Origin of the sequence: Blautia sp. Marseille-P3201T (genome assembly GCF_900120295.1) — a bacterium.
GTDB lineage: Bacteria > Bacillota > Clostridia > Lachnospirales > Lachnospiraceae > Blautia.
On the sequence record NZ_LT635470.1, the window covers coordinates 1,002,311 to 1,015,485 of the forward strand.

At 38.0% G+C, this 13,175-nt stretch carries 5 protein-coding genes; 1 reads left to right on the forward strand and 4 read right to left on the reverse strand.

The window, feature by feature from the left end; genetic code table 11:
* Positions 1 to 124: 124 nt before the first annotated feature.
* Both BQ7352_RS13280 and BQ7352_RS13285 read right to left on the reverse strand, forming a co-directional pair.
* A complete protein-coding gene (locus tag BQ7352_RS13280; protein WP_242948589.1) occupies positions 125 to 5,131 on the reverse strand; it encodes an immunoglobulin-like domain-containing protein in 5,007 nt (1,668 codons plus the stop codon).
* 170 nt (positions 5,132 to 5,301) lie between these two features.
* Positions 5,302 to 9,069 (reverse strand): phosphoribosylformylglycinamidine synthase, encoded by a 3,768-nt coding sequence (locus tag BQ7352_RS13285; protein WP_072449654.1) that lies wholly within the window; start codon positions 9,067 to 9,069, stop codon positions 5,302 to 5,304.
* 446 nt (positions 9,070 to 9,515) lie between these two features.
* Here BQ7352_RS13285 and BQ7352_RS13290 point away from each other — a divergent pair, with 446 nt between their 5' ends.
* Entirely contained in the window at positions 9,516 to 10,409 is an 894-nt protein-coding gene (locus tag BQ7352_RS13290; protein ID WP_072449655.1) for a LysR family transcriptional regulator, read from the forward strand.
* On the opposite strand, the gene BQ7352_RS13295 is transcribed toward BQ7352_RS13290, so the two are convergent.
* Together BQ7352_RS13295 and BQ7352_RS13300 are read right to left on the reverse strand one after the other, a co-directional pair.
* On the reverse strand, positions 10,406 to 12,760 hold the full coding sequence (locus BQ7352_RS13295; protein WP_072449656.1) for an ATP-dependent DNA helicase: 2,355 nt from the start codon (positions 12,758 to 12,760) through the stop codon (positions 10,406 to 10,408). The two genes, BQ7352_RS13290 and BQ7352_RS13295, sit on opposite strands and share 4 nt — an antisense overlap.
* 89 nt (positions 12,761 to 12,849) lie before the next feature.
* Positions 12,850 to 13,077, reverse strand: coding sequence for an HPr family phosphocarrier protein (locus BQ7352_RS13300; RefSeq protein WP_072449657.1), 228 nt, complete (start codon positions 13,075 to 13,077; stop codon positions 12,850 to 12,852).
* Positions 13,078 to 13,175 lie beyond the last annotated feature (98 nt).

The window sequence follows — 13,175 nt, forward strand, 5'->3', positions numbered from 1 at the left end:
TCATATTTTTTTTTAATGAAACTCTGACTTTTTTCTTAATTTTTTGTAAAAAAATTCAAAAATCCCCCCTTGAAATAACAAATTTATGCTATTTCAAGAGGGATTTATTTCTTACCCTTATCTGTTATCTGTGTTTTTTTAATGTATACACAAAAATACTTCCTCCTGTAACAAATGCAAGAAACGCTATTCCTAACAAAATTCCAACCTCATTTTCATCCTTTGTTTTTACATTTGTGCTATTATGTACTGTACTCTGTGGTTTCAAACCAGCTGTAGTATTATCATCGTTTCCTCCATCCGGTTTCCCGTTGCCAGACGTGTTATCTTCTGGGTTTATATGCGTTGCGTTCTTCGGTTCTACTACAACACTTCTGTTAATGGATGTCTTATTTCCTGCAAAATCTGTAACCTCATAAATAAGTTCATATTCACCTGCTATACTAGTATTGACTTTACCCGTTATAATAATATTCTTTGTGATGTCACCGTCTACATTATCAACCGCACTTACTCCTTCCCACTCATCAAAACAATCTCCCTCTTTTAATTTTGTATCTGTCGGAACTGTTAAAATCGGTTTTTCTGTATCATATTGTACATTTATATAATGCACATTTGTTCTGGAAAATCCACCATTATCATCTGTAACTTCTGCATACCAGCCATTCATTCCTTCTTCTGCTGTTTCCCAAACATAGGAAGCATCGGTTCCGCTTTTAACATCTGTTACACTGCCAATTACATCATCATTATAAACATTCACATTTAAACTGGTTGTTTCTAAAGTTTTTATTTCCGGCTGAATACCAAGCTCTGCAAAAGGAATTTCAAACGTTTCTGCATCATTTAGATTTGCATCTTCGATGCAAAATTCATTTCCAACATTGGGATTTTCTGACGGTTTCGCATCATAATCACCATAGTTTTCATATTCCGTACCGCCATGAGAAGGAGAAAATGTACGAATAATAATTTTTTCATTATCTAAGTCAAAGTGCATCAATCTCATATATCCTGCACCACCCTCAATTAAGCCCTGATAGTCAAATAATAAATTGTAAACCTTTCTCTGTGTTCCATCTTCATTAACAAAAGTATCTACCGTTGTTTTTGCATTATGATAATGACCGGATAAAACCATACATACATTTTCATTTTTTGCAACAACCTCATCATGAATACGCTGTGGTTCTTCTCCTAATCCCCCACTTGCTAAAAGATATTCATGGAAATTCAAAATTGCCTTTCTCTCCGGATATTGTGCCAATACATCATTCATCCATTGAATTTCCTCATCTCCAATTCCCCAGCCCATATAAATCATTATGAAATCAATTCCACCAACAGTAATCAAATCGTAATGTCCCCGATTATCTTTATAGCTCTCCCCATACCATGGATTATTTTCATAACGGCTTTTTCCAAAATATTGCTGATAATTTCCATAATCACCATTGAGATGTCCTACATCATGATTGCCTGCAAGAATTCCATAAGGAAACTCTGCATCATCTAATTTCTGATACGCTTCGTCAGCCTGAACCCATTCCTTTTGATTTGGTTCGTCATCAATAATATCTCCATCATGGAACAAGTACTGAATATTCATTCTTTCCCGATTTCCTAATAGCCAATTATGAATATTCAACTGATGCTGATACGCTCCGTCTACCGTCTGATCTTGATTGTCTTCATAATCCTCGTTATAATATTGCGTATCGCTTTCTACTGCAAATGTAAAATCATACTCGTTTCTTGGTGTATCATTCTCATTGAAGGTTTCAACATTGTCCGGTGTTTCATTAATAGAATAATTTGAAGCTCCTGAATTTTCATCATACTGTGTAGGTGTATACCCTTCTCCATTCTGTACAATGACATTCACTTTGCCATCTAAAATATGGTCTTTTAACGTTACATCTCCTGTTAATTTCATTCCTTCTTCTATGATTGTCTGTTGTGCCTCTATTTTTTCCCACTGTTCTAAGGCTGTATTATATACATACATAAATGTCTTTTCATTGTTACTATTTCCAGACCATTCTAAGGAAATAACTGTATTCTCATCTACTGTATCATCTAACTGAAGCTGGAAGCTGTCATACGGAAAACCATTTCCTATATTTTCTTCAAAAGCTTTTTCTACTATTCCACTTTGATTGCTAATTCCGCTATCTTTCACAATGTTGCTGTCGCCCAACTGATATCGTTCACCTTTTTTAAAAGTAACTGTCATATCATCATTTGTTTCATCTGTTGGTTTTATTGACAATATTGGAGCAGTCTGTACTGTTGTACCATTTTCAGGCAAAACATTTTCATCTATGGTTGCTGACTCTACCGGTGTGGCAAAATGAATTTCTTTTTCTGCCATATTTCCTACTTCATCTCTACCTGTAATCTGAATAATATGTTCTCCCTGCTTCATTTCCAGTGCACGAAATTCATACGGAACTGAAATACTCTTACCATCTAAAAGTACCGCCATAGATACTTGATTACTAATTGTATCTTTTACCTCTGCTTCAATTGTTCCGCTATGGTACAGCTTTCCTTCTTCTATATTACTGATAATTTCCGGTGCCGTATTATCTACTCTTACAGAAATTTGGCTTTTTCCATTGGAAATTACATGTTCACCATCTGTTTCCTGTGTTGTATCCCACAAGTATCGTATTGCATCAAAATCGGTATCTTCTAAGTGAAAAGTAGCATATAATATTTCATATTTTGATGTTCCGTCTCCCATAGAAATATCGGTTTCCTGCGATGGTATGGATACATCTATCATCGGCGCTTGATCCATATTATCATGCTCAACAGCCCCCAAGCCTTTTTTCGCCTGATAAGAAATTGGAAATAATGTCTTTCCGTTTGGCAATATCAAGCGAATATTCCGAATGGTAAAGTCATCATTATTTTCTATATTATGCTCCAGAACATTTGCCTTATTTCCCGCATGAAATTCTACGGTAATTGTCTTATTTTCTACGTCAAATTTTTCCGCATGAATATCGTATACATAGGTAGCCACATCACTATAAGTTCCCTCATTGAATACTCCTACAACTTCTCCATCAACGGCTACCGCATTTTTAAAAAATACATCTGTATCAGTTGCCTCAAAGGCAATTTTTCCATTTCCATTAATTGATTTCTGTGATTTTTCAGAAACATCCACGCCGTCAATCTGTAATTGATTGCCGTTTGCAATAATTTGCTGTTTATCGGTAACAATATCCCCGTCTTTCAAATTTAAGCTTTCCATTATTTCTGCATCTGTATTATAAATTTCTTTTTCTTCTGTCTGAATGGTAGAATATCCATCGCTTACTTCAAAATAGTATGTAAAGTTTTTCTTATTTAACAAATCCACATTACTTAATACTTTTTCAAATTGGTTTTCTCCGCTGCGAACCAGCTTATAACTTTCAAATTGGGATTGATTATTATTTTTTAGATATAGCATCACTGTTTTAATTGTAGTTTCATTTGAAAAAGCCTCTACTGAAAACGGAAATGACTCTGTTGAATTATCAAAGGCTGTACCTGTATGGTCCACCACTTTTGGGGAATCTGCTGGTACTGTCAACTGCGCCTGATAAGTTGCCTTTTCTTTATCAGTAATTGTCCCTGGCGTAGGTTCTGCCTCATCACTTGTCATAACTGTTTGAAAAATGCCATTGGTATACTGATTTTGATATGTAATTGACTTATCTGCTATTGTATTGTCTGCATTTGCATCATTATAAACAATACTATCAATTTCGTCTCCTACATTTGTACAAATCCGAATTCCTCTTTTCCCACTATTCGCCATACCACCACTGGAAACCTCAATCAATTCATTTTCTGATAACTCTACTCCAAAATTTGCATTAAAATCATCTCTTGTCAGATAATCATTCGAGCCATTTTTAATCCAAAACACCAGTGCTTCTCCCGGCTGTATTTTTTTATCTTTATTTGTTTCCCACCATGCCGTCTGAACTCCGGTATCCGGATATACGTAATAAATCCCATAATCTTTTAAATTAATTTCCTGATTCGAGTTATTACTTACTTCAATAAATTCATACGCATCTGCGCCTTCTACATTTGAAGTATCCGGAAGAACCTCCGTTATCGTAAGCGGTGGTACCTTTGTAATATCTATCTCTGGCTTTTCTGCGTCCTTATGAATCACTACCTGCCGTTCCTGAGTTTTGGCTGTGTTTGTTCCATCAAATATTGTAGCTTGATAAAAAAAACTTTCTTTGTCTTCCAAATCTGAAAACGGAACTGTCCCTACTAATTTTCCTTTTTCATTGTAATGAAGGGGATATTCATTTTCTCCATCAATTATAATTTTCCCTGAAAGGATTTGATCTATCCCTAAATTCGTATCCGTCACTTCAATATTTAAGTCTGTATTCTCATCTAAATTAGAAACCTCTGTTGCTATCATATTTGCTGCATCTACTTTAGATGGAAAGGTAAATCCACATTTTATGTCTTCCGGAGCTACTGTTAAAGGCGTTGGTTCACAATCATATTTTGATGTAACATTACTATTATCATAAGAAAAGCAAATAGCTTCATCTACATCTATTTTTTTATTCTCCGACTCATCTGTATTGTATTCCACTGTCGTAAGAATTTTTCCTGTTTTTGACAGAATTTGAAGTTGTCTGGTTCCCGAATTACTTAACCCATCACACTCCAGTTCTCCTATAAGAGAATTTTCTTCTATTTCTCCATATCCTTTTTCGGTATAATATGCACAGAAATCAGATTTTGTAATTTCGGTATTCCCTTCATTTCTAATCCAAACAATCGCACTGGACTTTGCGGGAATACTTTCAAAATCAGGAGTCCAAACACTTGTTTTCTCACCATTTAAATAAACCAAATCATAATTTTCCATATCTACACTTTGATCTGTAATATTGGTTAATTCAAAATATTCATACGCATCAAGACTATTTAAGTTATCTGTATTAGGTACAACCTCAGTAACAAGAATTGGTGCTTGAACCTCTTGAGAGGTCTTCTCTATATCTTGAGCTAAAACCTGTTGACCAACTCCTACAATAGCAACCAGCCCCAGCATGCTCATAGTTATAGATTTCCTGTCTAATTTCTTCATACTTACCTCCATCATTTTGACTGCATTTTTCTTTATGATAAAGGTAACATACACCATTCCCTGCTTCTATCTTTAATTTGTTAATACTTTTTTAAATCCATGTAAATTTAATTTTCTAGAAAAAAGTATCCGGCAGATAACTTCCTGCCGGATACTCCTATCATTTTTCTTTATTTAAAATATTCTACACCAGACTCAAAAATCTTGATATCCTGTTCACCGTAAATATTCATGGCAACGCCATCACCACGTCTTTCAGAATGTGCCATCTTACCAAGCACACGTCCGTCAGGACTTGTGATACCTTCAATTGCACAGTAAGAACCATTGACATTCCATTCTTCGTCCATCGTAACATTGCCGTTAATATCACAGTATTGTGTAGCTACCTGACCGTTTGCAAACAGCTTCTGCAGCCATTCATCATTTGCTACGAAACGACCTTCACCATGAGAAGCAGGGTTTGCATAAACCTTGCCAAGCTCTGCTTTTAACAGCCATGGAGATTTATTTGTTACAACCTTTGTATATACAATCTTAGAAATATGACGTCCGATTGTATTGAAGGTAAGTGTCGGAGAATTTTCTGTCTGTCCAACAATTTCTCCGTAAGGTACTAAGCCCAGTTTAATAAGAGCTTGGAAACCATTACAAATACCAAGAGCCAAACCGTCTCTTTCATTTAACAGACGCATAACCGCTTCTTTCATCTTTTCATTTCTAAATGCAGTTGCAAAGAATTTTGCAGAACCGTCCGGTTCGTCACCTGCGGAAAATCCGCCCGGGAACATAATCATCTGAGACTGGTCGATGGCTTTTTCAAAAGCGTCTACGGAGTCACGGATATCTGCTGCATCCAGATTTTTGAATACTTTTGTAATCACTTTTGCACCTGCACGTTCAAATGCCTTTGTACTGTCGTATTCACAGTTTGTTCCTGGGAATACAGGGATAAATACAGTCGGCTGTGCAATTTTATGAGAACAGATATGAACTTCTTTTGTATCATATAAGCCTCTGTCCATGCTCTTTGTTGCATCGTCTGTTTCAGAACCGGAACGTGTTTTAAATACGTTTTCCAATGGCGCTTTCCATGTTTCCAAAGCTTCTGCCATAGAAATTGTCATATCTTTATATTCAAATGCTGCTTTATCTGTTACTTCACCGATTACAACACAATCCATTTTCAGTTCATTTACTTTATCATGTGCCACTTCACAGATAATATCGCCAAAGCCTGCTCCGAATACGGCTGCTTCTTCTACGCTGTCGCAAAGCTTTACACCCATCTGGTTACCGAATGCCATCTTTGATACGGCTGCCGCAATACCCTGACGGTCTAAAGCGTAAGCAGAAACAACTCTGCCTGCCTGAATGTCTTCATGAAGCTTGTCATACTGTTCTTTTAAAGCTTCAAAATCAGGTAAATCATAAGAAGCCTTTGGTGCACGAAGCCATACTAATTTATTTCCGGCATTTTTCAGTTCCGGTGTGATAATATCCTTCTGTTTTGCCACATCAACTGCAAAAGATACCAATGTAGGAGGCACATCAATTTCATTAAAGCTTCCTGACATGGAGTCTTTTCCGCCGATAGACGGAAGTCCAAATCCAAGCTGTGCCGCATAAGCACCTAAAAGCGCTGCAAATGGCTGACTCCAGCGATGTGGGTCTTCTGTCATTCTTCTGAAGTATTCCTGGAAAGTAAAACGGATTTTGCTGTAATCACCACCTGCTGCCACAATTCTTGCAACAGACTCTGTCACTGCGTAAACAGCTCCGTGATATGGACTCCAGCTTGATACATAAGGGTCAAATCCATAGCTCATCATAGTAACTGTTTCTGTTTTACCATTTAATACAGGAACCTTTGCTACCATAGTCTGTGTTTCTGTAAGCTGATATTTACCGCCGTAAGGCATAAATACGCTGCCTGCTCCGATAGAACCGTCAAACATTTCCACAAGTCCCTTCTGAGAACAGGTATTTAAGTCAGCTAAAGTAGAAAGCCATGCTTCTTTTACGTCTTTCACTTCTTTTGTCTTTGTCAAAGCATTGTCTTCTTTACCCGGAATTTCTACAAATACGTCTGTTTCCTGATGAGCGCCGTTTGTATCAAGGAAAGCTCTGGATAAGTCTACAATGGTTTTACCTCTCCAATTCATTACCAGTCTTGGTTCTTCTGTTACCGTTGCAACAGGAATTGCCTCTAAGTTTTCCTCTTTTGCAAATCCAAGGAATTTATCTACATCTTTCGGGTCAATCACAACTGCCATTCTCTCCTGTGACTCGGAAATAGCAATTTCTGTACCGTCAAGTCCTGCATATTTCTTTGGAACTTTATCTAAATCAATTTTCAGCCCTGCTGCCAGCTCACCGATAGCAACAGAAACACCGCCGGCACCAAAGTCATTACATTTTTTAATAATCTTGCTGACTTCTTCTCTTCTGAACAATCTCTGAATTTTTCTTTCCGTAGGCGCATTACCTTTCTGTACTTCTGCACCGCAGGTTTCAATAGACTCTTCTGTATGTACTTTAGAAGAACCTGTTGCACCGCCGCAGCCGTCACGTCCTGTACGTCCGCCTAATAAGATAATGATATCGCCCGGATCAGAATTTTCACGAATAACGCCACGTCTTGGAGCAGCGCCTAAAACAGCGCCGATTTCCATACGTTTTGCAACGTAATCCGGATGATAGATTTCTTTTACATAACCGGTTGCAAGGCCAATCTGATTACCGTAAGAAGAATATCCGTGAGCAGCGCCGCGAACCAGCTTCTTCTGAGGCAGTTTACCTTTCATAGTTTCTTTTACGGAAACAGTTGGGTCTGCCGCACCTGTCACACGCATTGCCTGATATACATAAGTACGTCCTGAAAGCGGGTCACGGATTGCACCGCCAAGGCAGGTTGCAGCGCCACCGAAAGGCTCGATTTCTGTTGGGTGGTTATGTGTTTCATTTTTGAAGTTGATTAACCATTCTTCTTCTTTTCCGTCTACATCTACCGGAACAACGATGGAGCATGCGTTAATTTCATCAGACTCCTCCTGATCCTGTAATTTTCCTTCAGATTTCAGCTTTTTCATTGCCATTAAAGCTAAATCCATAAGGCAAACAAATTTATCATCTCTGTCTTTGTAAAGTACCTGACGGTCTTCCAGATATTTTTCGTAAGTTTTTTCGATTGGCTCTTTGTAATCGCCTTCGCCGAAGGTAACATTCTTCAATTCTGTGGAGAATGTTGTATGACGGCAATGGTCAGACCAATAAGTATCCAGCACACGGATTTCTGTCATGGAAGGATTGCGTTTTTCTTCATTTTTATAGTAATTCTGAATATGAAGAAAATCCTTAAATGTCATAGCCAGATTTAAAGAATTGTATAATTCCTGTAAGTCTGCTTCCGGCATTTCCATAAAGCCGTCAAAAATCTTAACATCTTCCGGCTCTTCAAAATTTGTTACCAGTGTTTCCGGTTTTGCAGCTTCTGCTTCTCTGGAGTCTACCGGATTAATGCAATGATTTTTAATTGCTTCCAGCTCCTCATCAGAAATATTACCTTCAATTACATAAGTAGTTGCAGAACGGATAATCGGTGTTTCGTCCTCTTTCAAAAACTGCACACACTGCACTGCGGAGTCCGCTCTCTGGTCAAACTGTCCCGGAAGATATTCCACAGAAAATGCCTTTGCTCCCTCTGTCATTTCAAAAGTTTCTCTAAATAAATCATCTACCGGAGGCTCTGAAAATACACAAGTACATGCTTTTTCAAATACCTCGTCAGAAATATTCTCTACATCATAGCGAATTAGCACACGCACGCCTGTTACATCTTTAATACCTAAATAACCTTCAATCTCACTTTTTAATTCCTTTGCCTGAACCGCAAAGTCCTGCTTCTTTTCAACATAGACGCGTTTTACACTGCTCATGTGGGCTCGCTCCTTTCTGCCTGTAAGGCAATGGCTTTCGTATAGTTTTCTTGTGCCACTTCTGTTCTTAGCTTATCACATTTCACTTTATTAGTAAAATTAATATAACTTATATTATTTATTAGCAATACTTATTGACTTTTTAATTAACTTCTAATATAGTATAATCAAATTATATATAGCCAGCTTCTTCTCACCCTAAACTCTTTTACCCTCCCCATTTCTATTACTTTCCGTATATATAGGCTCAGTATTTCTTAGCAAATGATGCGAACATTTTTGCAATTTTTCGAGCATAATGATGCTTTGGAAGCCGTGTCTGAGTGCGTAAGCACGAGTTTTGCGTACAAAGCATCGATAAGTGGCGGAGAAAAATAAAAAAATGGAGCAATTTGCGACGAAATAGCTGAGCACCTATATACCCAAAGCAATAGAAAGGAACAATCATGGATATCAGTTTCGAATTATACAAAGTTTTCTACTATGTTGCCACCACCTTAAACTTCTCAGAAGCCTCCCGTCAGCTCTACATCTCCCAGTCTGCGGTAAGTCAGGCTGTAAAATCTTTAGAAAGTAAGCTGGGACACCCTTTATTTTTAAGGAATACAAAAAAAGTCACTCTGACACCGGAAGGAGAGGCTTTGCTTCGCTATGTAGAACCTGCGGTCAACCTGCTCTACAATGCAGAACGGCAGATTTCTCACGCTCAGCCCTCACAAGCGCCTTTGCGCATGGGAGCTTCGGATACCATCTGCCGTTATTTTCTCCTTCCCTATTTCAAACGCTTTCACAAGGAATTTCCGAACATTCCTATTAAAGTAACCAACTCCACGTCAGGAGGCTGCGTTTCTTTACTGCATAATAATAAGGTAGATTTTATTGTGACCAATGCGCCAAACCCGCATCTTACCAATAAAGATATGTACTGTACTATACAAGAATTTCAGGATGTCTTTGTGGCAGGAAAGAAATTTTTCAACCTTCAGGAACAGAGTCTTTCTCTGAAACAGCTTGCTCAATATCCCATTCTGATGCTCGATAAAACAAGCACAACCAGTGAATTTCTCCATGAGTTTTTTATTAAAAACGGCGTGTCCCTCACACCTGAGGCAGAGCTTTCCAGCAATGACCTGCTCCTTGACTTCGCCCGTATCGGACTGGGGATTACCGTTGTTCCCGACTATGTTCTGAAATCTCATAAAAAGGATTTTTATCCGTTGAAATTAAAGGAAACCATCCCAAAACGCCGACTTGTCCTTGCCTATAATCCAAAGCTTTTGTCCTCTCCTGCTGCCAAGAAGTTTCTGAACTATCTCCATTGTGATGACCTCATGGCTTAGTTATCCCAGAAAGCTTTGATTTTCTGCCCTGCATTTTTGATGGTACACTTTTCATAGCCCTGCCATTCCTGTGGGAATAATTCTAAGTATTCCCTTTGCAGGAAACGCTCGTCTAAAAGGAGTACCACACCTCTGTCCTCTTTTGTACGAATGACTCTGCCTGCCGCCTGCAACACCTTATTCATTCCCGGATATCTGTATGCGTAGGCAAAGCCGTTCTGCGCTTTCTCATCATAATAATTTTTCAAAATTTCTCTTTCGCAGCCAACCTGTGGAAGTCCCGTTCCCACAATGGCGGCGCCAATCAACCGCTCTCCGGTTAAATCAATTCCTTCTGAAAAAATTCCGCCCATCACACAAAAACCAATTAAAGTTCCTGTGGTATTTTCCTGAAAAGCCTCCAGAAATTCTTCCCGCTCTTTTTCTGTCATATTACTGCTCTGTAAAATACAGGATACTTTAAATTGTCGTTCTTCCGCCTTAGCTCGGAAAATCTCATAAATATCCTCCAGCATGCGATACGAAGGAAAAAACACCATATAATTTCCCTGTTTTCCTGCTGCCATCGCATAAATGTACTCAGCCATTTTCTCATATTCCGAAACACTGCGCCTTGTATACTTACTACTTACATCACAGGCAACCAAAAGCTTTAAGTTTTCCCGAAGGAACGGTGAACTGGCACAAATTGCATAATCATCTCGTCTCTCACTGAATAAAGAACGATAATAAGGCAACGGCAGAAATGTTCCTGAGAAAAATACTGTTCCTTTTCCTTTATTTAAACATTCCTGAAGATTTCTTTTGGGATTGACGCAATAAAGAGTGACAAGAAACCGTTGTTCTTCATCATAATGGCTGTAAATCACATAATTTTCATCTGCAAGGTCATACATATTCAGAAAATGCCGAACAGAAAAAGAAAATTCCAGCACAGCCTTCTGTACTCTTTCCTCATGGTCTTTTTCCAAAAAATTCTCCATCTCTCCCAATAAATTCATAAGCTGCAACGAAAGTCCTGCAATATTTTCCATCACGGTATATTCGTCACATTCCCTCTTATATTCCAACATCAGCCGATTGCACTTCTTTAAAATCTTATACAACTTTGCGCTGTGTTCTTTCACAATTTTGGCTGTTTCTAAAAAATCTTCTTTACATAAAACAGCGCTGTACATCTTTCGTCCCCGCTCTACCAGATTGTGAGCCTCATCAATCAAAAACAGGTACTCACCTTTTACACTGTCACCGAAAAAACGTCTCAAATATACGTTTGGATCAAAAACATAATTATAATCACAAATAACGGCATCTACCCAAGAAGAAATATCAAGACACATTTCATAAGGACATACCCTGTGTTTCTCTGCCTGATCCAGTAAATCTTCCCGTAAATAGGTATCTTTTGCATTTAAAATCTCAAATACTGCTACATTTACTCTGTCAAAATGTCCCTCTGCATAAGGGCATTTCTCCGGATTGCAGTCCGTTTCTTCACATAGACACAGCTTCTCTTTCGCCGTAATACTAATAGTTTTATAAGACAATCCCTTTTCTTTTAAAATATGAAAAGCTTCCTCTGCCACCGTTCTTGTAATAGTTTTTGCAGTAAGATAAAAAATTTTATCTCCATATCCTTCTCCTACCGCACGAACTGCCGGAAAAATAGCTGCCATAGTCTTTCCGATACCCGTAGGCGCCTGAATAAACAGCTGCTTTTCTGTCCGCATGGTATGATATACTCCTGATACCAGTTCTTTTTGCCCTTTTCTGTATGGATAAGGGAACTCCAATCCTTCCATGGAGCTGCGTCTTTCTATTCTCCTCTGATACTGAAAATTTGCCCACTTATAGTATTCACTGAGCAAATCCTCAAACCATTTCTTCAAATAAGAAAAAGAAAATTCTTCCCGAAACCGCTTAATTTCCTCTGTTTCCAAATGACAATATGTCATTTGTACTTCGATTTTCGAAATTTTTTTCTGGCTGGCATAAAAATAAGCATAACACATAGCCTGTGCTTTATGAACCGGCACAGGCTCTTCCAGAAAATATAAGTCTCTGTATACACCTTTTATTTCATCAATGACACACTCGCCATCGTCATCTATAATTCCATCTGCTCTGCCTTCTATCTCAATGATGAAATCGGGATATTCTTCTTCCCATTTTAGGGGAACTTCCGCTTTATAAGAAGGTTTCATCTGCTTTTGAAGCTTTCTGTGTATTCTGCTTCCCTTTTGCATTGCCTCCCTGTCTGCCGCACTTGTTCTTCTGTTATCCAGATTTCCGCTTCTCAAAATAAATTCTACCAGATTTCGGACAGAAATTTTTATTCTTTCTTTTTCCATGTTTCTACCATATTTCTACTAAGATTTTTCTATAGCCAGTATAACAAAAACAAAAAGCTGCCGCAACTCCTGCGACAGCTCCCTGTTTCCTACGCTACTGCAAATTTATTTAAAAACTTATCAAAACCTTCATCATGACCATTGCATCTGACTGTTAAAACTCTAGTCAAATCCATACTTAAAACTCCTAATATTGATTTTGCGTCAATTACCACTCTATTGTAAAAAATATCAATATCGAAGTCACATTTACTGGCCTGATTTACGAATTCTTTTACGTCTTCATTTGCAGTAAGCTTGATTTGGCGCTCTACCATAAATATTCATCCCTTTCTATATCTTTGCCATTATCACACCAAATATACGCTTTGTCAACAAAAGTCGCCTGTTTTCGGCTCTTATCTGGTAGTACCAG